This is a genomic window from Leptospira gomenensis (genome assembly GCF_004770155.1).
Lineage (GTDB): Bacteria > Spirochaetota > Leptospiria > Leptospirales > Leptospiraceae > Leptospira > Leptospira gomenensis.
The window spans coordinates 94,990-116,116 of sequence record NZ_RQFA01000080.1 but is presented as its reverse complement, the minus strand read 5'-3'; the positions used below and the strand labels follow the sequence as shown (position 1 = coordinate 116,116).

Sequence of the window (21,127 nt, the reverse complement as noted above, 5' to 3'; positions counted from 1 at the left end):
ATGGCGATTAAACCCAAAGCTCTGGGAAGAGGTCTTGGAAACTTAATCCCGGTGAACGAAAATAAGTCGCCGATGGACTCTTCTTCCGATGGCGCACTTAGGGAAATCAAGATCGTAGAAATTCGACCGAATCCCGGCCAACCGAGAAAAACCTTTTCCGAGGAATCTCTGAAAGAACTTTCCGAAACGATCAAAGCACACGGAGTCATTCAACCGATCGTTGTCAAACAAACCGAGTCAGGATACGAAATCATTTCGGGAGAACGAAGATATCGTGCCTGCAAACTCGCCGGGTTCGTTAAAATTCCGGCGATCGTAAAAACCGTTTCCGAAAATCAATCCATGGAAATGGCGATCATCGAAAATATCCAAAGAGAGGATTTGAATCCGATCGAGGAAGCGATCGCATACAAAACACTTTCCGAAAAATTAAATCTTAAGATAACCGATATTTCTTCTCGTGTCGGTAAAAATCGTTCGACGATTTCCAACTTGATCCGCCTTTTGCAACTACCGGATTCCGTTCAGGACTTGATAAAAAACGGAAGGATTTCCGAAGGTCACGCACGGCCTCTGCTTTCTTTGGCCGATCGCAAAAAGATCGAACAAATCGCGTATCAGATCGCGGAAAAAGGATTAACCGCAAGGCAGGTGGAAGAACTGGTTTCCAATCTTACGGAAGAACGTTCTCCGGTTTCCGAAAAAAAGAAATCCAGAAAAGACGTGAATATCGTAGAGTTGGAAAATAAATTCCGTAGAAAGTATTCCATGAAAATCGAAATCGGCCACAACCAAAGTTCCGGAAAAGGAAAGATGACCATTGCCTATCCGAATTTGGAAGCGATGGAAAAAATTCTAAACGCATTGGGTCTTTGAGCTTTCAAATCCTCCGAACTTCTTCGAATTGAGTGGCGAAACCGAAGAAAGAAATCAAACGTTTTGTAATCGCAAGAACGGAGATCGCATAACGCTAGGGGATCAAAAACAAACAATGTAGGAGGGAGATTCTTAAGAAATACCGACTAATCTTTGTTTGCCGGAATGAGCCGATAATATCCTAGATTCTTGTTCGACCCATTCCGCCGGTATTGTTTAAAAGTTACGCGTTACTTCTTCTTTTTTAAAGCCCACCCGTTACCGGAAACGGTTTTAATCCCGACGACTCCGGCGTTTTGCCCGGTACTTGTGTTGATAAATTGTATCCTAAGATCTCCGAAACCTTCGACCAAAACGGTATCTCCGCCGGCTACTTTGGTTATTTTCTTGAGCGAGTTGGTGATGCGTAATTTACGACTGTTTTCGAATTCCACATCATCTTTGGCTTCGCGTACGATACAAGGATAATAAAGAGGTGTGAAAGCCCAAATTCCTAAAGTGATCCAGTTGATGGGAACTTGCAAATGGCAATAGGTGTTTTTCCAAGACTCTTCCTCCAGATAATCGTAAAACCAGAATATATAACTTCCTTGGTCGTAGTCCGAATGGACCGTTCCTAATACTTCCCATTTTTTTTCGTCAACTCGCAGAGTGTGTCCGTCCCAGTTGATTCCCGGCGGGAATTCGATTACATATGCGTTTACGTTTGTAACGTCTTCCTGTTTTAGTTTACGGGCTTCCTCGGTTAAATGGGCCGTATCGACGACTTGACCTTTTTTTTCGAACCTAGCGATGTAATTTAAGCGTGCGCACGCGAAAAATGAGCCGCTTAAAAACGACAATACAAGCAATATTAGAAATCTTTTAAGTGATTTCCGTAATTTTTCTCCATTGCGAAACGAACGGATGATTGAATTCATCTGATATCCTCATGTTATTTGAACTAGCGGGAAATATAATCCCTCGGTATGAAATAACAGACAGGAGAATGTCTAATCTCTAAACAGGAACGAAGACACGTATATGGGGAATGAACTGCAAGCCGAAACGTTGATGAAAATCGTTTTTTCGAAACGCGGCACTGGAGCGGCAGGGTCGTGATTTTCCTCGAGTTCGAAAGAGTAAAAAAAAGGAATGTTGGTGATACATTCCGAATACGATCCGGGTTACGTTGAAAACGCGCCTGGGTGGGATCCTCTTTTCTAACGTTCGGAAACTGGGAAATTCGGTTACTCTTGAATATCCAACAGTAAACCGCGGATGTCGGTAAGAGACTTCAACAGCTTAAAAGCGGAATTTCCTTCGTTCATGATCAATTCAGCCAAAACCTGGATTTTTTCGTCGATGATTTTGACGACGTGATAAATCTTTTTTGTTTCACCTTTCATTCTTCTCGCGAGAGTTTCCACTTTCATATTCTGATCGATGACCGTTTTCGTGATCGCTTGAACGTGTTTTTGATAGGCTTCTAAATTTTCGATGGAAGGAAGATCTAAGAATCTTTTTTCGATTTCGGGAAGTTCTCTCCAGAGTGCGTTGAGATCTTTTGTAATTTCCGATCCGGAAGGAACGATTTCCTCTAAAATATCCAAAAAAGAAGACGGAGCGTTTTCGATCGGTGTCGTCGAATTCGAAGCACTTCCTCCGTTTAAAGAGGAAATTCCATTCTTCTTGGTTTTGGAAGCGTTTTTGGTTTCTGTTTCTTTTCGAGGAGGTTGATAAGGAGGTATGAGTACTTTCAATTTGCGACTGGGTTGATCTTACAATTGCCTTCGAATTGTACCCCTTCTTCCATGACGATCCTAGGAGATACGATGTCTCCTTTCATTCTACAGGAAGCCAGTAAAGTAACTCGTTCGCTCGCGTAAATATTCCCGTTGATTTCACCGCCAGCGACGACAATTCGGGCTCTGATATCCGTATCGACGATTCCGGACTTACCGATTAGGACTTTTCCGTCGGTTTTTATCGAACCTCTAAAAATTCCGTCGATGCGTAAAAGACCGGAAAGTTTGAATTCGCCGCTGAACTCGGCGCCTTCGCCGATGATACTATTTACGATTAAGTGTTCTTCTGTTGTCGCCATTCAGTCCTGAATTTGATTGAGGAAAGCGAACGGATTGATCGCTCTTGTTCCAACGTGGATTTCATAATGAAGCATATAATTGGGAGAAGATTCCGTTTTTCCCACAAATCCGATGACCTCGGATTTGGAAACTTGTTGGCCTTGTTTTACTTTGAGCCGATCCATATTCGAATAAATCGTTTTCCAACCGTATTTGTGACCGACTTTTACGAAATATCCGGTGTTTCTCGTATAACCGATTTCATACACGGTCCCCGGAGCGGTCGCCATTACTTCCGAACCTGCAAACGATCCTATGTCCACTCCGTTGTTGTATTCTCTTCTTCCCGAAATCGGATTGAAATAGGAACCATGTGGATAAAGTACGTAACCCTTAACCGGCCAAATCGAGGGCGTTTGTTTTAGGATGTTTTTTCTTTTTTTCAGAATCGAGATGATTTCCTGAGTGAGCTCGTTGCTGATCTTGAGATTGTGAACGTCTTCCTTTAAACGGAAAACCGCCGCACCTTCGGGAAGATCGTTTGCAGATAAGGGGTTCGTGTTTGTTTTCGGTTCTATCACGGAAGGTGGTTGGGTCGTTAGTTGCTCCGCTCCACCGATCCCTTTGGAAACTTTTGCAGGATCGCCGCCGAGACGAACGTAAAGTCTCGCCAATCTTCCGTAATAATATTCCACATACTCGTGAAGCGAATTGATCTCTTCCTTCATCTTCGCCGATTGACGGATAAAGTCCTTGTTGGAAAGATTCAGCTCGGTGAGTTGATGGACGGAGCCGCTATGACTCAAAACGTTGATGGAGCTGATGATAAGAAGAATAAAAACGGTACCTATGAAGATGGAAATCGCCCGGTAAGAAATGTGAAAGTTGATGGTCTTTTGTTCCGAGTGCGGAATGACCATAACGGTGAGTCTTTCTCTTCCCTTTCTGTTGAGTTCGGAAAGTTTCAGATCCAGTTTGAGCTTGTACTCTTGATACTTATACCGAAGTCTGTAATATAGTAATGCACTCGATGCTTTTATATCCACGGTTTATGTCCCGAAACTTGGTTTTTAGCCGATCGCTTTCACCTGTCTGAAGAGATCTTAAAAAATCTCTTTTCAGTCAATCGAATTCACAAAAAGTGACTCACTAAAACCGGTTTTCTATGGTTTCCATCGCCGACACACATTGCCATCTTGATATCATTCAATCTCAGGGTCTAGATATCGCCGATTCCCTCAAAAATGCGGTACAATCCGGCGTTAAAAAGATCGTTCAAATCGGAATCGATTTGGAGAGTTCTATACGCGCCCGTTCGATAGCGAACGAATATTCGGATGATTCGTTGGAGATTCGTTATAGTATCGGTTGTCATCCGACCGAAACGCACGAATTTCCCAACAAAGACGAAATTCTCAAACTCGTATATCAGAGTTTAGGCGATCCGAAGTTATCCGCCATAGGCGAGATCGGTTTGGATTACTATCATACAGCCGATACCAAAAAACAACAGGAAGAAATATTGGAATCCTTTCTTGAGTGTTCCGCAGAAACGAAACTTCCTGTGGTGATTCATTCTCGGGACGCGAAAGAAGATACGGTTTCCATTCTTAAGAATTTTAGAGACAGGGCTTTCGGTGTGATTCATTGTTTTACGTACGATTACCCGACCGCAAAAGCGTTAGTCGATATCGGTTATTATATTTCCTTTTCGGGGATCGTCGCTTTTAAGAACGCGACGGACATCCAGGAAGCCGCACAAAAACTTCCTCTCGAATCGATGTTGATCGAAACGGATGCCCCTTTTTTGGCACCTCCTCCTTTTCGCGGAAAAAGAAACGAACCTTCGTATATGAAATTCATTTTGGATAAGATGTTTTCTCTTCGTCATGAATCGAATTCCGAAGTGGAACGTCGTCTTTTCGAAAACAGTATCAAATTTATGAATCGTAAGGCGTATCATCACAATGCTTGATCTTCGTTACATCACCGAAAACACGGAAGACCTCAAAAAGGTTTTGGAGCTCAGAGGATTTAAGGAAATCGGAATCATCGACCGTCTAACGGAGATTATCCGAAAAAAAAGGGAGTTTCAAAAGGAAGCCGATCAACTGAGAGAGGAGCGCAACCGAGTCAGTAAAGAAGTCGGTAAAATCAAACAGGCGGGCGGCGATATAACGGAAATATCCGCTTCGGTGAAATTGGTCGGCGAAAAGATCAAAGAAATCGAAACCAAACTCGAAGAAGAGGAAAAATCCCTAATCGAAATTAATTTAGGACTTCCTAATGTTTTAGACCCGAAGGTTCCGGAAGGAAAATCGGAACATGACAACGTAGTACAATACGAAGTCGGTACGATTCCGAAATTCTCCTTTGTTCCGAAACCTCATTTTGAAATCGGAGAATCGCTGGAATGGATCAACTTCGAAAAGGGAGTTAAACTTTCCGGAGGTCGAGCGTATACGTATTGGAAGGAAGGCGCCAAGCTGGAGCGGGCCCTGATGAACTTCATGCTCGAAACACATACCAAAGAACACGGTTATACGGAAGTTTGGGTCCCCATGATGGTAAACGACGAATCCATGACCGCGACCGGTCAATATCCGAAGTTCAAGGACGAATTTTATAGAATCGAAAAAGACGAACTCAATCTGATTCCCACCGCGGAAGTTCCTCTTACGAATTTATACAGGGACGAAATCATTCCCGAAGAACAGTTGCCTATCTCGGTTACCGCACACACTTCCTGTTTCAGAAGAGAAGCGGGATCGTACGGTAAGGACACGCGCGGATTGGTTCGTGTACATCAGTTTCAAAAAGTGGAACTCGTAAAATTCTGCAAACCCGAGGAATCCGAGGAGCAACATAAACTGATGCTCGCACACGCCGAGAACATTCTAAAAAAACTAGAACTTCCTTATCGCGTGATTATACTTTGTAGCGGAGATATATCCGCGAACTCTTCGATCACATACGATATCGAAGTTTGGATGCCGGGTTTGAACCGTTATATGGAAATTTCTTCCGTTTCGAATTTTCGCGATTTTCAAGCGCGAAGAGGAAAGATTCGTTATAAATCCAAGGATGGAAAAAATCAACTCGTTCATACGATCAACGGATCCGGTTTGGCTTTGGGCAGAACGTATGCCGCGATTTTGGAAAACTTCCAAAACGAAGACGGGACGGTTCGTATTCCGAAGATTTTAAAACCTTATTTCTAGGCGGCTTTTCCGTTTTAAACAAATCGTCAATTTTCAAAAATAGAAACGGAAATTATTCCGTTTTCGCAAAGTTTTCACTCACGTTTTTTTAAAAAGAAAGGATAATAAACTAGGATCTTTCCGATCTTGGAGTTGTTATGTTTTCGTCTTCTTTGTCAAATCGTATTTTCTTTAAGGCTGCAATTGTCTCGGTTTTATTCTTTCGTATTTTTTCTTTGAATTCTCAAGAAAACGAAATACGTTCCGCAGCGCAGACAAAACCGATAAAACTAACCGGCGGAATCAATACCGGTCTGAACGAATTCGGAATCAGTTTAACCGACGACGGTAACGTCCTTTACTTTTATTCGAAACGAGAAAACTCGAATTACACCGATCTTTATCGGTCAGTACGGAACGGAAACGAATGGAAACAAGGCGAAGAGATCGAAGTATTAAATTCGAATTTCGACGATCAAAGTCCGTTTATCCTCAATAAGGAAGAAGGAATATTATTTTCCTCTAATAGAGACGGAGCGATAGAGTTTCAACTTTCGAACGGAAAAATCGGTGTTTCCCGGGACATTTATTTTTCCAAAAAGAAAGGATCCGATTGGGCCGCTCCTGCCGCTTTACCCAGGACCGTAAATACGGAATCGATCGAAGAAAATCCGTTTCTTTTCAACGACCGTCTTTATTTTACGAGATATCCGTTCGGAAAAGTCTCAGAAGCGGATATATTCGTTTCAATGTACAGGAATAAAACGTGGGACAAGGCCCTGAGTCTTCCCGCACCGATTAACACCGATTATTCGGAGATCGCCGCGACGATCTCTAAAAACGGTAAAACGATCTTCTTTTCCTCCAATCGTCCCGGAGGTTTCGGCGGTTACGATATTTATAAATCCGAATTGTTAAACGACGGAAACTATTCCGAACCGATCAATTTAGGTCCGGATATTAATACTGCCGGAGACGAAGCGTTTTATCTCGAATCCGGGGACGGCACTACGTTTTATTTTTGTAGAAGAACGGGAAAGGATTACGATATCTTTTCCAACGTCGCCGATCCGTTTTCGGATTTGGAAAAAGGAAAGGCGGTTTCGTTGGATAACATTCATTTTGCGTTAGGATCCTATGAAATTTTGGAGAATTCGTTTCCTATTTTAGAGAATTTGAATTCTTTTCTCGTTCGAAATCCGAGTGTACGATTAAAGATCATCGGTCATACGGATTTAAACGGAGATAAAAAAGAAAATCTAATCCTAAGTAAGAATAGGGCTGAAGCGGTTAAGGACTTTCTATTAAAGAAAGGAATCGATCCGAACCGTATCGTAACCGAAGGAAAAGGAAGTTCGGAACCGATTATACCTGAAAAAAATCCTGAAACCGATTACAAGAATCGCAGAACCGAGTTTCGGATCGTTTCACAGTAGAAATTCTTTCCTCCGATCAAAATGCTCTGGCAAAATTCGGGCTTGCGTGCATTCTTTGTTTCATGTTAGCGAAAAGAATCCTTCTTTCATTTTGGATTTTTTTAATTCCGGTCGCGGTATTTCCGCAATCCGAATATTCCGGATCGAGGCTGGAGAAAATTTTTTCTAAAAAAGAACTCGTAGTCGGAGTCAATAAACAGTACGAACCGTTTTATATCGAAAATCCGAAAGACGGTTATCCGGGTATCGACGCGGAACTCGCTAAGTTATACGCGGATTATTTGGGAGTTTCCCTTAAATTGGTTCCGTTAAAAACCTTTCGTCAATTTTCGGACGATATCAAAGCGGGTAAAATAGATCTTGCGTTTGCGGGTATGTCCACCGATTTGAATCGCGGAAAACAAGTCACTTTTTCGGATCCGTATCTCGTCACGACTCCGGCCGGATTGGTCAGCAAAAAAATTCTTCCTCCAGAACCGGAAGGAAACATTGTGACTTCGAGACGATTCATCAGCTTGAACGATCTTTCCACGTTGAGCGGTCTTGTCAGCTTTTCGGTGCGTTCCAATACGACCAATCACTTGTATCTTCAAAAGAAATTTTCTAAACTCCCTATCTACAGTTACCTTTCGGACTCGATCGCCGTTGATAACTTAGTGAGCAATAACGTGACTTGTTTCGTTGCGGACAGTTTTTTTATACTGACACTGCTGCAAAAAAATCCTTCTTTGCGTGCCAATTATCTTCCACTTTTAGGTTCGGTTCAGGAGGAGAATATAAGCGCGGCTCTTCCTCAAAACGATCTTATTTTCGCCGATAATTTGAACTTCTTTATCAAGGAATTAAAACGGACCGGTGTTTTGGACGACCTAAGAAACCGATATTTTAATCAGAATAACTGGGTAAAATGATCCGTGTACATCGACCTTTTGAAAAAGGCTATTCGGCTTTTTTGCCCAATCCTGCTATTGATTCCGTTCGCCTTGTTTTCCCAAGAGATCGAAGAAAAAACCAAACTCGATTTTCAGGGGAATTACCGGGTTCGTGGTTTTAATCTCGGCAGAGATATTTATACGTTTCGTCAAACACCCGCCACTCCGTACGATCGAAATACCTTCAAAACGGAAGAACAACAGGCAAATCAAAAAATTCTGGATAACGAGATTTCCGAACGTTTAAAAGGAAATCCCAGCACGCTTTCTCCGCAGAAAGAGGACATTTCGTATTTCGATACGAGGATGACCGTGAATATGAACTTCAATACTTCGAAATACTTGGAAGCGCTTTGGGGAGTTCAAGTAGGCGACATTACCTTTGGAGGAAAAGGTTTCGGTCAAAATTCCACGACCGGTCCCGGTCAAGGTGGAGAAGCCGGTTTTACTTCTCCCGTAAACATTCAGACCACGTTTTTATATCTGAATTTTAAACTTCCCGAAGACGCGTTTAGTCTTCGCGTTGGGCAACAACTTTTTTCCTCACCTCGAGGAAGAGTCGTATTCACGCCCGGAACGGGAATTACCTTGAATAAGGATTTTCGTCTCTGGAACACGACTATCGAAGCGGGTTGGTTTGTCGCGAGACAAAACGCACAACTGGATTTGGATAAGAATACATACGCCGATAAGAATTATTTGGGGACGAATATATATTTTTACGAAATCAAAACCAGTTTTTTCAACAACGTCAAAAACGAATTGTATTCCTACTTTCTGGACGATACGATCAATTCGATCGAAAAAACAACCAACGCAAAAGGAAACGTGATCGCACTCGATAGCGAAGTCGGTCAGTTGTTCTGGCACGGCTTGATGACGGAAATCAATTTGTCCAATTTCGGCTTCGTCATACACGGAATTTACAACCATGGAAAAGTGCAGTCGCTTGCTCCGTATCGAGACGCGGCGGGAAACGTCTTATACAATCGATACGATAGACATACCATATCGGGCGGAATGGCGGATCTTCAGTTTTCGTACCGTTACAGCGAGAATTTAACCTTCAATCTTGTCGGAGTGGGAAGCACGGGAAGACCCGGATACGACAAGGACGGAACGAAAGCGAATCTACGCGGCGGTGGTTATAAAACTTTGTTACCCGGTTATTCGGTTTCGAATATCGCGAACGACTTCACCGGGGGATATGCCCTTTTTTCCGCAAAAGATTCAAGCGGTCTTTACGAGTACGGGATTAACGGCGACTTCGTTGTTTACGGTCCTTTGCTTTTGACCTTGGGTTACTATCGTTTGTACGGAACTAAATCGCCTTATATCGAAAACAACCGATACTTTAACGCGGAAAACGGATATAAAACTAGCGCGTTTTTCGGACACGAGATCAACATCAATTTACGTTGGAATGCGTTTCGAGATATGCAGATACTGATGCGTTCCGGTTATTTCGTGGCGGGAGACGGATTGAGGGCGTACCTAGATACCACCCATGGAAAAATTCTGCGGGAATTTTTCATAACCGCGGAACATAGATTTTAGAATTTGATTATAGACGTAAACGCGAACGGATCGCCCTACCGAGAGTATATTGATCCGAAAGTTCGATCGATCCGCCCACTGTGATTCCGTATGCAATTCTTGTAACGTTAACCGAAAGAGGTTTCAGTTGGTTGGCGAGATAATCGGCGGTCGCATCCCCTTCTAAAGTAGGGTTGGTGGCGATCAAAACTTCTTGAACCTGTTCGGGTTCGATCCTTTCGAGTAGTTCCTTAATTCTCAGATCTCTCGGACCGATTCCTTCCAAAGGAGAAATCACTCCGTTGAGAACGTGATATTTCCCTTGGAATTCTTTCGTATTTTCGATGAAAAAAATATCTTCCGGCTGTTCCACTACACAAAACGTATGTGAATCGCGTTTTTCAGAAGTGCAAATGTCGCAGATCTCCGTTTCGGAATAAGATCCGCATCGTTTACAAAATTGGATTCTACTTTTAGTTTCGGTAAGCTGACGTATGAATTGATGGAAAAGACCTTGTTCCAATCGCAAAAGATGAAAACTGATTCGGAAGGCGCTTTTTCTTCCGATTCCCGGAAGAGAAGACAACGCGTCTACCATCTCTTCGAGAAGATGATTAGCCAAGATTACCGCCGAATAATTTTGATATTTCGGAGAAATCCATACCGCCCGAAGCGGATTGAAATTCGTATGCGGTCGCTTCTTTCGCCTTTTTTAAGGCGTCGTTCGTCGCGGCCAGGACGAGGTCTTCCAACATCTTATTGTCGTCGGCGTCAAACAGCTGTTTGTTGATCGTTACGTTCGTGATCAAACCTTCGCCCGTAGCGGTAACCGTAACCATTCCGGCACCGGCGTCGCCCATAACACGTATCGCCGAGATCCGCTTTTTGACTTCTTCCATCTTTTCGCGGAACGCTCCCATGTTGGAAAGAATTTCGGAAAAATTTTTGATCTTGTCGAACATAATCGTTTACGAATCCAATTTTGGTGTTTTGGTCCTATCTACTTCGGTTCCCAAAAACTTCTTTTTGATTTCGGTGGTAGGATCGAATTTCGATGCGGTTTCCGAAATCTTTTTTTCTTCCGGTGACGAAGTTGAAATCATCGGGTCCTGAAAGTTAGACTCGATCTGCTTTTCAAAGACATTCATTAGGGATTCATTTTTTTTTTCGACGGGCTCGGTCGTAGGTTGCGGCTTGAACGCTTTTTCGATGCGTTCTTCGGATAAGGTCGCGGAGGATTCGGTTCTTACGTGTTTCGGATTTTGAACCATCAAAATCAGATGATTGATTCGATCCACCAAACCGGCCAAACTCGGATAGGTAAGTTCTTCGACCAGTTTTTTGATTTGAATTTCCGTGAAAACCTTGATCTCGAATGAATTGCGTAAACGGATCGTTTTGATCCTTTCGTAGATTTCGAAAAGTTTTCCGGATAAAAAATTCAATTTTGCCGAATCGACTGCCTCGAAATCGGAGCGCATCTTAGCTAAATCCTCTTTGGGGAAATTGACCGATTCCGGATCGGCTAGGGAATCGCGGATCAGATTGAGAGTATGTGTAAACTCGATTGAATCCCAAAGAAATTTATAGATGTCCTGACCTTCCTGATAAAGACTTTCCAAAATTTCGAGAGCTTTGGAATGATTGTCCGGATCGACCAGACTTTTGATAAACGAAGTCAAAAATTCTATTCCGTGATAACCGATCATCTTCCGGATTCCAGCTCCTAAAAGTTTGGAATCGGTGAATACGATCGCTTGTTCCATAAAGGAAAGCATATCCCGGACGGAACCGTCGCCCTTTTTTGCCACCCAGAAAAGACCCTCTTGATCGTAATGAACGTTTTCGATCTTACAAAGTTTTTCGGAATAATCCTGAAGTACGGAAAGAGGAACCTTTTTGAAAATAAAATCCTGACATCTTGAAAGAATGGTTTCGGGAATTTTATGGAATTCGGTGGTAGCCAGTACGAAAACGATATGGGACGGAGGTTCCTCCAACGTCTTTAATAAGGCGTTGAAGGATTGATCAGTCAACATATGAACTTCGTCTATTATATAAACCTTATATTTCCCGCCCATAGGAGCGAACTTTACGTTGTCCCGCAGCTCGCGTATGTTTTCGATTCCGCGGTTACTTGCGGCGTCGATCTCTAAAACGTCGCTCGAAATACCCCGCGTGATTTCCGTGCAGGAATTACATTCGTTACAAGGTTCGTTGTCGATCGGATTTTGACAGTTGAGACGTTTGGCGAGAATTCTCGCGATCGTAGTTTTACCTACGCCTCGAGGACCGAAAAAGATATATGCGTGACCGATTTTTCCGGATTTAAGAGCGTTTTGAAGAGCGCCTATGGCGAGATCTTGATGGATTACGTCCCTGAATTTTTGCGGGCGATACTTCCGGGAAAGGACTTCGTGAGTTCCTGCCATATAACGGAGTCGGAGAAGCCGGGATTCGAACCCGGGGTGCTTTTGGCACACATGCTTTCCAAGCATGCACAATAGACCACTCTGACACTTCTCCTGTTGCTTTCAGGAATTCCGCTTAACGGTTATACGTCAATTGATTTCTTTCTTCGGGCCTTGAAAAACGACTTAAACGCGTTTTTGGAAACTTCGGTCGGAATACATACCAGCTCGGGGAAAAAATTTCTGGAATAGATGGTTTCCACACTGAGGGAAGAAATTCCTTCCCCTTGTTTTGCGGGAAGCAGATAAACGACTTTAGGGATTCTGGAAAGTAAAATCGTTCCCGTACACATCAAACAGGGTTCCAACGAAGTGACGAGCATACATCCGCTTAGATATTTGGTTTTCAATTTTTCTTTCGCATTTCGAATGCATAAAATTTCGCTATGAAACGAAGCGTCCGTGTTCTCTTCCACTTGATTGGAACTTTCCGATAGAAGACGATCTCCTCGGTAGATCCGCGTAAAACTGGGAATTTCCTTTCCATCCGGAGAAAAGAGATTTTTCATCGAATCTAAAAAATCCGTAAGGATCGTTTTCATAAGATCGCTTTCGGATTCTAACTGCGAAGTTTCCGCTTTCTCGTTTTTTTGCAATTTTGCGATTCGGTTCTTATGATTCAGGAATCGGTCCATCTTTCTCTTCCACAAATTCTACTTGATCGGGCCTTCGGTAAATGGTTTTTTCAACGGAATGATTCTCTCCGCTAAGTTTTTACACAACGCAGCCTCGGAAAACAGAAACAATACGATTCTTGTTCGTTTGAATTCTCCAACCGGAGCTTCGAACCCGGATCGAAGACCGATCGTTTTAGGTTTGGCGATCGATCGAAGCTGGTCGATGAAGGGGGAGAAAATGGAAGCGGTGATCCAAGCGGCTTCCTCGTTGGTCAATTGGCTTACCAGAAGGGATTATCTTTCGGTTACGGCGTATGCGGAGGACATTCACGTCATTCAACCGATCATTCAACTTGTGGAAAAATCCACTATCATCAATCGGATTCATACCATAGTTCCCGGGACTTCCACCAATCTTTCCGGGGGTTGGTTGAACGCGCTTCGAGGTTTGGAACTTTTTTCGGATTCCACCGTTTACAAACGCGCTATTCTTTTGACGGACGGAAATCCTACGCAGGGAATCACCGATCCTTTGGACCTGATTCAGATCGCGGCCGATCATTACAAAAAAGGAATATCGACGACGGTCATAGGATTCGGAGACGACTTCAACGAAATTCTTTTGAAGGACATAGCGGATGCGGGCGGTGGAAATTTTTATTATATAGAAAGTCCGGAAGGAACGGGTGATATTTTTTTCCGCGAGTTCGGCGACATCGGTTCGCTCTACGCGCAATCCATCGAAACCAGGTTGGAATTCGCAAAGGACGTCGAGTTTGTGGAATTGATGAGCGATCTTCCGTTTTATACCGAAATGGATCCGAAAGAACCGAGTAGGATCCGTTCCGTCGTTCTACAGTGCGGAGATATGCGCGCGGACGACATACGGAATATCGTGCTTCGTGTCAAAACGCATCCAGAACGATTGATTCATAATTCGGAAAACCAATCGGGTGTTTCGATCACAAGTTCCTTCTATAATCTTTCCGAAAAAATGAAATTAGAAACGATCGTTTCTAAATTGGAACCCGATTGGAAATCCGTTTCCGCAAAACAAGACGCCGACGTCATCGTGGAATCGATCGTTGCCAAATCCGGTAAAACTCTGAAGAAGGCGAGCGCTTTGATGAAGGAAGGTTCCTTGGAGGAAGCGTCCAAATTTCTTTCGACTTTGATCCAGGATGTCGAGGATCGTATCGAACTTGCGCCCGAAGTGATGGGATCCTTAAAGTCGAGATTGGAAACGTTGGAATCCAAGATCAGAGAGAACTCAAAAACCGCCGGAAAACATCTGATGGCGGGCGCGTCGGAAATTCTTTATAGAAGTGCCGATCCTATTTCGGAGGACGTGGAGTATCACGACGAGATTTTCGTTTATCAATCCGCGGGTGATATCGATTTGTATAAATGTCCCGAGTTAAAAAGTGCGATTCAGGAAAAGATGCGGGAAGGATTCCGATTTATGATCATCAACCTGAACTCGTCCTCGTACATAGATTCCTCCGCAATCGGAACGCTTATCCAAATATCGGGATGGTTAAAACGTAGAGGCGGGGAATTGATCGTTTCCGATCTGCGCGACTCCGTGAAAAAAGTTTTTTCCATTACGAGATTGGAAAGTCATATTCGCGTGGCGGACACGGTGGAGGCGGGACGATTTATCCTTCGAGAAATGATTCAGGAGCGCAACGCCTAACCTCCGTTAGGTTTCATAAGGAACGTTTTACTTCGTCTTCCGCTTCCAAAACCGCGGCCTTGACCTCATCGTAAAGTTCGGGAGGAATCGCGATCCCTTTTTGAGTGGGTTTTTTTTCGCCGTCCTTATCCGTGTACCATACTCTGAGATTGAGATATTTGGTTCCTTTGTATTCGGATACTTCCACGCGGATCACTTCTCCACGTCCTTTGTCCACATCGCGGATAACGCCCATTTCCGATTCTCCTAACGAATTTTAGACCAATATAAAACGATCGTATAAATTTCATCGATCGTTTTTAAAAATCGAACCCGTAAACGAAAACAAAAAAAGACCGGAAGGAAACGGATTTCCCTCCGGTCTTCGTTCGAAATCGAAAAAAGATTTTAGTAGGTTTCTACAAACAATTGATGAGCGCCTTCCAAGTGATGTTTGAAGTCTTCATAAGTTCCCGTATCACCGGCGATTTTTTGAATCTCTTCGATGACTCCCTTTTCCATTCCTTTGGGGCCGCCGCAGATGTAAAAACGACCGCCGCCGTTCAGGATTTTTTTCACCGCATCCGCGTTTTCCCTGACTCGATGCGAGATGTACATTCTCCCTCCGTCGAAAGGATTTTTTTCCTCTCTGGAAATTGCCGTAACAAGTTTGAAATTCTTAAACTTGGATTCCAAAGCTCTGAGATAATCCATCATCACGAGTTCGTCGGAATAGGGAGCGCCGTAAACGAGGGTGATACTTCCTGTGAAGTTGATCAACTTGTGTTCCAAGAGCTCTTCGCTCATTCCGATAAAAGGGGCGATTCCCGTTCCGGTGGCGAGGAACATAATGTCACCGGAAAAATCCGTGTTCGGCAAAAGGAATTTTTTACCGGAAGGGCCCGTCATCACAACTTCTTCGCCGGGTTTTAGATCGCACATATAATTCGAACAAACGCCTTTGAATTGAACGTTTCCGTTTTCGTCGTAAACGTTATCGCGTTTGATGATGAACTCGATCGTGTCCTCTTTCATTCCGAAGGAGTAACTAGGAGACGCGATGGAATAAAGTCTTACCGTGTAACCTACGTCCGCCAAACCTTTGGCCTTTTTCTCGGGATCTTCTCCGGGAGGAATTACGCCGCCGCTTTGTCCGATCACATACGGATACGCGGAATGATCGATGGCAAGAACGATTCTGTGAACCAGGGCTTCTCCTTCTTTTTTGGGTCTTTTTCCGGCTCCTGCCGCCGGAGTCAGTAATTCGTTACTGATTACCTTCGCTTTGTAAGGTGAGGATTTTTTAAAGATATTAATTTGAGGTTCTCTGATCGGTTTCATAGGGGCGAATCGGTTCCTAAAAATGGGGAATTTTACAAATTTTGCTACATGGTTTTATGCGAAGTCATTTCGTCAAACTGGATATTTATGCCCGAATCGCCGAGAAACTTCGGGATTTTATAATTCAATACGTTCTGTTCGTTCCGATTTCGTTTTTTTGAGTGACCGCTTCCTTCCCTTAATTCTCCGTGTATGCAAATCGGAAATTACAGAGGAACCATGTCTCAAAGAACGCTTTCGGATTTAGCTAAGAAGGTAAACGGATCGAAGATCGTCAATTCGAGCGCTCCGGAATCAGTTTATATCGATAAAGTGGCCCCCATTCGCCCGGGCGCGGATCTCGCCGTGAGTTTTCTTTCGAACAAGAAGCTCCTCTCCGAAGCGATACAGACGAAATCCAGCGTCATTTTGACGACGGAGGAATTGGCGAAAGAAATTTCCCTACCGTGTTTGGTCGTACCGAATCCGGAATTGAGTTTAGCGGAAGCTCTTGATTTTTTCTATCCGCCTTATGTCGCTCCCGGAAAAATTTCCTCTTCCGCGATCATTCATCCGACCGCGAAATTAGGGGAAGGAGTTACGGTCGGCGATTTCGTCACGATCGGAGAAAATTCCGTGATCGGGTCCGGCACGATTTTAGAAGACGGTGTAAAAATTTCGAGAGACGTTACGATCGGAGAAAATTGCAAGATCGGTTTTAATTCCTGTATTCAGCACGGAGTTGTCATCGGGAAAAGATTTATCTGCTCGGGAAATTGTTCTATCGGCGGCGACGGATTCAAATTCGTCTTTGCAAACGGAAAACACAACAAAATTCCGCAAGTCGGGATCGTTCGTATCGGAGACGATGTAGAGATCGGTTCGTTGTGTGCAATCGATCGGGGCGGATTGGAAGACACGATCATTGGAAACGGATGCAAATTCGATAATATGGTTCATGTAGCGCATAATTGTGTTTTAGGAAAAAACATCATCATTGCCGGTCAAAGCGGTGTTGCGGGAAGTACGATCATCGAAGACGATGTGATCATCGGCGGGGCTTGCGCGGTTTCCGATCACTTGCACGTTCCGTCCGGAACGATCCTTGCCGGCGGGACTTCCTTGAGAACTTCTCCGAAAAAAAAGGACGTTTTCGTCGGATGGGACTATGGTCTCACTTTCCCTGAATTCCAAAAGTTACGCGTAAATATCCACAATCTCGTCAATTTTCAGAAATGGGCCAAAAGGATCAAAACCCTGGAAAAACAGACAGGAATTCAAACGGAAGAATAGAATCAGCTTGACTCGCGCCGAAATCAGGTTCAGGCTTTCTTGCACACCCTTTTGGAGGATTCCCGTGTATTCCCGAGCGAACGAAGATCAACCGGAAAAAGATCCGGACAAAATCTCCCGTAAGCCGGACCTTTCCCAGAGCAAAAAAATCGGAAGGTTGTTGGAAACCCTCGCTGATAGCATGTTGGAAAACGATTCCACAAATATAGTTTTCCTGAACGAGATCGAAAGCCGTAGATCGGAAACTTCCTTTCACGGATGAATTAGAACTTTTAAATCGGTTCCTTTGCGAAAAGAAAGGATCCGATTTTTCGTTCACGCTTACCTTAGGAACAAAAATTAGATCCTTCATTTAAAAACGACGATAGTTTTCGTTTCGGCCGTCACTAAGAATTTTAAACGATTCGAATTTACTTCTATAAGTCGTCTGCAGAATTTTTTCCGGCAGGTTTTCTGATACCCACCAACAGACTCGAAAATTCTTTCGCCTTCCAAACTCCTTTCGAATTTCGTTTTAACGTTACCGGTCTTTCCGAGTCCGCGCCGGAAGACGGAACAAAAAGTTTGCGTTCACCGGATTCTACGCTTCCTCCGAATCGATTGGAATTCAGCGAGAACGTATAAGGAGGCTGACTCGGCTGATATCCGTTTGATAAAGAGGAACCTGGCAAATAAGAAGAGATTAAATACGGATGTTGCTCGATTTGACGTTTAACGAGATCGATAAGGTTTCGGTTTAAGGAAAATCCTTTGTATCCTTTCGAATCCTCGTTTAGATGAGAGGAATCGACGACGAGAATCAGCGCTTTGATTCCGTCTTCCTTATTTTTCGAATACAAATCAAGAGCAGCAATTAAGGAAAGAAGCGCTCCTTCCGGAGTCGTAGAACGTTCGTTTCGAAACGAATCAAACGAACTGAGATCGGTAGGCCAGGACGGAACTTCGACCGAAACGTTTTCCGCGTTCGTATCGGTATGGAATATCAGTAAAACTACGATGACAAAGGCGAGTGAAAATTTTCGAAATTTCATAAGACCTCCAAGCAGAGGCTATAAATTATTGAATACCGAGGGATTGTCGAGTGAAAAGAGGAAAGATTTGCGGGCAGAGGGACTCGCCCTCTTTGCAGTCTCGCTTCGTGCTCGACTTGGCTCCGAGGCGTCTCGTTCGGACTCGGTGCATCCTTGCACCTCGACGCTCGAATTTCGCTCCCTATGGGTCGCTCTTCGAGCTTATCCGAACTCGCGTTCGAGTCGTTTGTTTTTGAATGAGGGATTATTTTTGCAAGAGGAAAGATTTGCGGGCAGAGGGACTCGAACCCTCACTGGAAGCTTGGAAGGCTACAGTGCTAGCCATTACACCATGCCCGCTAATCGTGCAAAAATCATTCTTTTGCGGGTAGGGTACTTGTCAATCTAAAAGAGGATTTTTTACTATCCATTGAGATGAAAGAATACGAGAACCTCTTCTCCGATTCGATTCGGAACGAGTTAAAATTTTTTTCGGAATACAGAGCCGCGTATCGTGAAATTTGGACGCTCAGAAATATACTAAGCGTACTTCATTGGGATTCGGAAATTACACTTCCGGAAGAAGGAAGAGCGGAGCGGGGAAATCAGATCGGTCTTCTCTCCGGTTTGATTCATTCGAAGTATGCGGGCGAAAATTTCTATCGTCTCGCTCAAGAGGCGAGAGACGAGAACGAGAAAAAAAATCTCCCCGGCCAATCGGAGCGAAGGATCGAACTTCAAAAACTTTTTCAAGATTTGGATCGTTCCCGTCGTCTCTCACAAGAACTGGTGGAGGAATTTTCCGTAACCACGAGTAAGGCCCATGCGATCTGGGCAAAAGCGAGAAAGGAAAATAATTACGCGGATTTCGCGCCCATTCTAAATCGAATCGTGGATCTTTCCAAAAAACAAGCGGACTCCTACGGGTTCGAAACGGAACCTTACGACGCTTTGTTGGAAAGTTACGAGCCGGGAGAACGGGCCGCCAACCTGGAATCCCTATTTCATAGTCTGAAAAATTCCCTCAAACCTTTGGTCGCTCGAGGAAAACGTATTCGAAATCCTTTTCCAAAAGAGATTCCAATTTCTTTACAAAAAAAATTGGGAGAAAAACTACCCTCATTACTGGGCTTGTCTTCGAAAGTCTCCCGATTGGATGCAAGTGAACATCCTTTTTCCACTTCCTTGGGACCGAAGGATAAACGGATTACGACCCGTTACGATGTCAAGGATCCTCTTTCTACAATATTCAGTATTTTGCATGAAACCGGCCATTCTCTGTACGAAGCGGGTATTTCCGAAATCGAGGGCGGCCCTTCTCCTTTACACGATTCCGTATCTTTAGGCATTCACGAATCCCAGAGTCGTCTTTGGGAAAATCAAGTCGGTAGATCCCGTCCGTTTTGGGAAATGTATTACCCTATTCTAATAAACGCTCTCGAGCTAAAGGAATCGGAATTAAATTTTCCGGATTTGTTCGCGTACGTCAATCAATCGGGTCCTTCTTTAATCCGAGTGGAAGCGGATCAAATTACGTATAATCTTCATATCATTCTTCGTTTCGAGATGGAAAGGTCCTTGATCAACGGACAAATCGGTGTTGCCCAACTACCGGAACTTTGGGATTCTAAGATGAAAGAACTATTCGATATCGAAGTTCCTTCGGATCGAGAAGGCGTTTTGCAGGACGTCCATTGGAGCGGCGGCGCGTTCGGTTACTTCCCTACGTATACTTTGGGGAACATCTACTCAGCGCAACTTTTCGAAGCGTTCAACAAAGAGAATCCGCATTTCGGGGATCAAGTCGTTTCTAAAAAGGATTTCTCTTCCCTATTAAATTGGCTTAGAAAAAACGTTCATTGGAGAGGAAAATACGATTCCGCGGAAGATCTGGTTCGTAACGCTACCGGCTCCGATCCGGATTCCTCGTTTTTAGTGCGTTATCTGGAAAATAAACTCAACGAATTGGAATCGATCGGTCATGGAAGATAAAGAACAGCTTACTGTAAAATCATTCGGGGAATTTTCCTACTTCGATAATCTGGCGCTCTATTATCTTTGTAATGAAACCCCTCCGCAAACCCTCGCACTCGCATTTTTGATCGGCGACGAAAAAGTATGCGGCTCGATGTTGGGGGTTTTGGAAGGGAAACGAAGGGAATACGTTCACGCGCTTATGGTTCAGCAAAAAGAAGTCGAATTACCTAAAAAAGAAGCAGCCGTACAGGGTTTATTGATCATCGCGGAAGGTTTGATCACGAGAAACTTAATCGAAAAAAAAGGGCAGTTCTACTTCGGCACAAAACGTTAGTCGCTCTTTGCGGCAAAAGGCGACCAAGCCAAAAACAGCCAAGCCAGCAAAAACGAAATCCCTCCGATCGGAGTGATTGCACCGAGTATTCGTATTTCGGTTAATGCAAGAAGATATAAAGAACCGGAAAAAATCAGAATTCCCGTTAAAAATAAAATCGAAGAAACCCATGCGGACCGCGCAGAATTTACGTAACCGGTCAAGGCTAAAACCATGGGGGGCACGCTGTGGATCAAGTGATATCGGTTTCCGGTTTCGTAAATCTCGAGCATTCGCGGGCTTATCGTTGATTCAAGCGCATGAGCGCCAAACGCACCTAAGGCGACCCCTAAAAACCCGGAAAGGGATGAGAGAAATAAAATCGTTTTTTGTTTTCCGGTCATA

General features: G+C 43.9%; 23 protein-coding genes and 2 tRNA genes. 11 read left to right on the top strand and 14 right to left on the bottom strand.

What is annotated here, in order from left to right; genetic code table 11:
- Positions 1-876, top strand: a complete 876-nt coding sequence (locus EHQ17_RS18075; RefSeq protein ID WP_135593780.1) for a ParB/RepB/Spo0J family partition protein — start codon at positions 1-3, stop codon at positions 874-876.
- 230 nt (positions 877-1,106) lie between these two features.
- On the opposite strand, the gene EHQ17_RS18070 is transcribed toward EHQ17_RS18075, so the two are convergent.
- The 4 genes from EHQ17_RS18070 to EHQ17_RS18055 form a co-directional block, all read right to left on the bottom strand.
- A complete protein-coding gene (locus tag EHQ17_RS18070) occupies positions 1,107-1,796 on the bottom strand; it encodes a hypothetical protein (RefSeq protein ID WP_210412900.1) in 690 nt (229 codons plus the stop codon).
- Between the two features lie 309 nt (positions 1,797-2,105).
- Positions 2,106-2,618: a YaaR family protein gene (locus tag EHQ17_RS18065; RefSeq protein ID WP_135593782.1), complete on the bottom strand. Its 513-nt coding sequence runs from the start codon at positions 2,616-2,618 to the stop codon at positions 2,106-2,108.
- Positions 2,615-2,962, bottom strand: a complete 348-nt coding sequence (locus EHQ17_RS18060) for a bactofilin family protein (RefSeq protein ID WP_135593784.1) — start codon at positions 2,960-2,962, stop codon at positions 2,615-2,617. The genes EHQ17_RS18065 and EHQ17_RS18060 overlap by 4 nt, the downstream gene beginning before the upstream one ends.
- A complete protein-coding gene (locus EHQ17_RS18055; RefSeq protein ID WP_135593786.1) occupies positions 2,963-3,988 on the bottom strand; it encodes a M23 family metallopeptidase in 1,026 nt (341 codons plus the stop codon).
- Positions 3,989-4,107: 119 nt separating this feature from the next.
- On the opposite strand from EHQ17_RS18055, the gene EHQ17_RS18050 reads away from it, so the two are divergent.
- The 5 genes from EHQ17_RS18050 (at position 4,108) to EHQ17_RS18030 (ending at position 10,067) form a co-directional block, all read left to right on the top strand.
- The gene (locus tag EHQ17_RS18050; protein WP_135593788.1) at positions 4,108-4,917 is read left to right on the top strand and encodes a TatD family hydrolase; all 810 of its coding nucleotides are present in this window, start codon (positions 4,108-4,110) and stop codon (positions 4,915-4,917) included.
- On the top strand, positions 4,910-6,163 hold the full coding sequence (gene serS, locus EHQ17_RS18045; RefSeq protein ID WP_135593790.1) for a serine--tRNA ligase: 1,254 nt from the start codon (positions 4,910-4,912) through the stop codon (positions 6,161-6,163). The genes EHQ17_RS18050 and serS overlap by 8 nt, the downstream gene beginning before the upstream one ends.
- Positions 6,164-6,315: 152 nt before the next feature.
- On the top strand, positions 6,316-7,578 hold the full coding sequence (locus EHQ17_RS18040) for an OmpA family protein (protein ID WP_425460728.1): 1,263 nt from the start codon (positions 6,316-6,318) through the stop codon (positions 7,576-7,578).
- A gap of 62 nt (positions 7,579-7,640) precedes the next feature.
- Positions 7,641-8,489, top strand: a complete 849-nt coding sequence (locus EHQ17_RS18035; protein WP_135593794.1) for a substrate-binding periplasmic protein — start codon at positions 7,641-7,643, stop codon at positions 8,487-8,489.
- A gap of 3 nt (positions 8,490-8,492) precedes the next feature.
- Positions 8,493-10,067: a hypothetical protein gene (locus EHQ17_RS18030; RefSeq protein ID WP_135593797.1), complete on the top strand. Its 1,575-nt coding sequence runs from the start codon at positions 8,493-8,495 to the stop codon at positions 10,065-10,067.
- A gap of 7 nt (positions 10,068-10,074) precedes the next feature.
- Here EHQ17_RS18030 and recR read toward each other — a convergent pair whose 3' ends face one another.
- The 5 genes from recR to EHQ17_RS18005 all read right to left on the bottom strand — a co-directional run bounded on the left by recR (position 10,075) and on the right by EHQ17_RS18005 (position 13,152).
- Positions 10,075-10,668, bottom strand: a complete 594-nt coding sequence (gene recR / locus EHQ17_RS18025) for a recombination mediator RecR (protein ID WP_135593799.1) — start codon at positions 10,666-10,668, stop codon at positions 10,075-10,077.
- Positions 10,661-11,008 (bottom strand): YbaB/EbfC family nucleoid-associated protein, encoded by a 348-nt coding sequence (locus tag EHQ17_RS18020; RefSeq protein WP_135593802.1) that lies wholly within the window; start codon positions 11,006-11,008, stop codon positions 10,661-10,663. The genes recR and EHQ17_RS18020 overlap by 8 nt, the downstream gene beginning before the upstream one ends.
- Before the next feature lie 6 nt (positions 11,009-11,014).
- A complete protein-coding gene (dnaX, locus tag EHQ17_RS18015; protein ID WP_135593804.1) occupies positions 11,015-12,478 on the bottom strand; it encodes a DNA polymerase III subunit gamma/tau in 1,464 nt (487 codons plus the stop codon).
- A gap of 10 nt (positions 12,479-12,488) precedes the next feature.
- Positions 12,489-12,572: transfer RNA gene (locus EHQ17_RS18010), tRNA-Ser, on the bottom strand.
- 28 nt (positions 12,573-12,600) lie between these two features.
- Entirely contained in the window at positions 12,601-13,152 is a 552-nt protein-coding gene (locus EHQ17_RS18005) for a nucleoside deaminase (RefSeq protein ID WP_135593806.1), read from the bottom strand.
- 58 nt (positions 13,153-13,210) lie between these two features.
- Here EHQ17_RS18005 and EHQ17_RS18000 point away from each other — a divergent pair, with 58 nt between their 5' ends.
- On the top strand, positions 13,211-14,830 hold the full coding sequence (locus tag EHQ17_RS18000; RefSeq protein ID WP_135593809.1) for an anti-sigma factor antagonist: 1,620 nt from the start codon (positions 13,211-13,213) through the stop codon (positions 14,828-14,830).
- A 13-nt stretch (positions 14,831-14,843) separates the two neighbouring features.
- On the opposite strand, the gene EHQ17_RS17995 is transcribed toward EHQ17_RS18000, so the two are convergent.
- Positions 14,844-15,065 (bottom strand): transcriptional coactivator p15/PC4 family protein, encoded by a 222-nt coding sequence (locus EHQ17_RS17995; RefSeq protein WP_135593814.1) that lies wholly within the window; start codon positions 15,063-15,065, stop codon positions 14,844-14,846.
- 152 nt (positions 15,066-15,217) lie between these two features.
- Positions 15,218-16,150 (bottom strand): ferredoxin reductase domain-containing protein, encoded by a 933-nt coding sequence (locus EHQ17_RS17990; RefSeq protein WP_135593817.1) that lies wholly within the window; start codon positions 16,148-16,150, stop codon positions 15,218-15,220.
- Positions 16,151-16,369: 219 nt separating this feature from the next.
- Between EHQ17_RS17990 and lpxD the strand changes: the two genes are divergently transcribed.
- Both lpxD and EHQ17_RS17980 read left to right on the top strand, forming a co-directional pair.
- Positions 16,370-17,422, top strand: a complete 1,053-nt coding sequence (lpxD, locus tag EHQ17_RS17985; RefSeq protein WP_135593819.1) for a UDP-3-O-(3-hydroxymyristoyl)glucosamine N-acyltransferase — start codon at positions 16,370-16,372, stop codon at positions 17,420-17,422.
- Positions 17,423-17,486: 64 nt separating this feature from the next.
- The gene (locus EHQ17_RS17980) at positions 17,487-17,684 is read left to right on the top strand and encodes a hypothetical protein (RefSeq protein WP_135593822.1); all 198 of its coding nucleotides are present in this window, start codon (positions 17,487-17,489) and stop codon (positions 17,682-17,684) included.
- 154 nt (positions 17,685-17,838) lie between these two features.
- On the opposite strand, the gene EHQ17_RS17975 is transcribed toward EHQ17_RS17980, so the two are convergent.
- Entirely contained in the window at positions 17,839-18,453 is a 615-nt protein-coding gene (locus EHQ17_RS17975) for a DUF6935 domain-containing protein (protein ID WP_135593824.1), read from the bottom strand.
- Positions 18,454-18,720: 267 nt separating this feature from the next.
- Positions 18,721-18,792, bottom strand: a tRNA-Gly gene (locus EHQ17_RS17970).
- Positions 18,793-18,867: 75 nt separating this feature from the next.
- Between EHQ17_RS17970 and EHQ17_RS17965 the strand changes: the two genes are divergently transcribed.
- Both EHQ17_RS17965 and EHQ17_RS20010 read left to right on the top strand, forming a co-directional pair.
- Positions 18,868-20,424, top strand: coding sequence for a carboxypeptidase M32 (locus EHQ17_RS17965; RefSeq protein WP_210412901.1), 1,557 nt, complete (start codon positions 18,868-18,870; stop codon positions 20,422-20,424).
- Positions 20,414-20,743, top strand: coding sequence for a hypothetical protein (locus EHQ17_RS20010; RefSeq protein WP_210412902.1), 330 nt, complete (start codon positions 20,414-20,416; stop codon positions 20,741-20,743). Before EHQ17_RS17965 ends, EHQ17_RS20010 begins: the two co-directional genes overlap by 11 nt.
- Here EHQ17_RS20010 and EHQ17_RS17960 read toward each other — a convergent pair.
- Positions 20,740-21,126 carry a DUF423 domain-containing protein gene (locus tag EHQ17_RS17960; RefSeq protein ID WP_135593826.1) on the bottom strand — a complete coding sequence of 129 codons (387 nt, stop codon included), beginning with the start codon at positions 21,124-21,126 and terminating at the stop codon, positions 20,740-20,742. The two genes, EHQ17_RS20010 and EHQ17_RS17960, sit on opposite strands and share 4 nt — an antisense overlap.
- Position 21,127: the final 1 nt, after the last annotated feature.

What these genes read in the sequence shown, in the direction of transcription:
- EHQ17_RS17990 (WP_135593817.1), bottom strand. Translation starts at nt 16,150, where the DNA reads ATGAAACCGATCAGAGAACCTCAAATTAATATCTTTAAAAAATCCTCA.
- EHQ17_RS18035 (WP_135593794.1), top strand. Translation starts at nt 7,641, where the DNA reads ATGTTAGCGAAAAGAATCCTTCTTTCATTTTGGATTTTTTTAATTCCG.
- EHQ17_RS17965 (WP_210412901.1), top strand. Translation starts at nt 18,868, where the DNA reads ATGAAAGAATACGAGAACCTCTTCTCCGATTCGATTCGGAACGAGTTA.
- EHQ17_RS18000 (WP_135593809.1), top strand. Translation starts at nt 13,211, where the DNA reads ATGATTCTCTCCGCTAAGTTTTTACACAACGCAGCCTCGGAAAACAGA.
- dnaX (WP_135593804.1), bottom strand. Translation starts at nt 12,478, where the DNA reads ATGGCAGGAACTCACGAAGTCCTTTCCCGGAAGTATCGCCCGCAAAAA.
- EHQ17_RS18005 (WP_135593806.1), bottom strand. Translation starts at nt 13,152, where the DNA reads ATGGACCGATTCCTGAATCATAAGAACCGAATCGCAAAATTGCAAAAA.
- EHQ17_RS18060 (WP_135593784.1), bottom strand. Translation starts at nt 2,962, where the DNA reads ATGGCGACAACAGAAGAACACTTAATCGTAAATAGTATCATCGGCGAA.
- lpxD (WP_135593819.1), top strand. Translation starts at nt 16,370, where the DNA reads ATGTCTCAAAGAACGCTTTCGGATTTAGCTAAGAAGGTAAACGGATCG.
- EHQ17_RS17995 (WP_135593814.1), bottom strand. Translation starts at nt 15,065, where the DNA reads ATGGGCGTTATCCGCGATGTGGACAAAGGACGTGGAGAAGTGATCCGC.
- EHQ17_RS18070 (WP_210412900.1), bottom strand. Translation starts at nt 1,796, where the DNA reads ATGAATTCAATCATCCGTTCGTTTCGCAATGGAGAAAAATTACGGAAA.
- EHQ17_RS20010 (WP_210412902.1), top strand. Translation starts at nt 20,414, where the DNA reads ATGGAAGATAAAGAACAGCTTACTGTAAAATCATTCGGGGAATTTTCC.
- EHQ17_RS17960 (WP_135593826.1), bottom strand. Translation starts at nt 21,126, where the DNA reads ATGACCGGAAAACAAAAAACGATTTTATTTCTCTCATCCCTTTCCGGG.
- EHQ17_RS17975 (WP_135593824.1), bottom strand. Translation starts at nt 18,453, where the DNA reads ATGAAATTTCGAAAATTTTCACTCGCCTTTGTCATCGTAGTTTTACTG.
- EHQ17_RS18020 (WP_135593802.1), bottom strand. Translation starts at nt 11,008, where the DNA reads ATGTTCGACAAGATCAAAAATTTTTCCGAAATTCTTTCCAACATGGGA.
- EHQ17_RS18075 (WP_135593780.1), top strand. Translation starts at nt 1, where the DNA reads ATGGCGATTAAACCCAAAGCTCTGGGAAGAGGTCTTGGAAACTTAATC.
- EHQ17_RS18050 (WP_135593788.1), top strand. Translation starts at nt 4,108, where the DNA reads ATGGTTTCCATCGCCGACACACATTGCCATCTTGATATCATTCAATCT.
- serS (WP_135593790.1), top strand. Translation starts at nt 4,910, where the DNA reads ATGCTTGATCTTCGTTACATCACCGAAAACACGGAAGACCTCAAAAAG.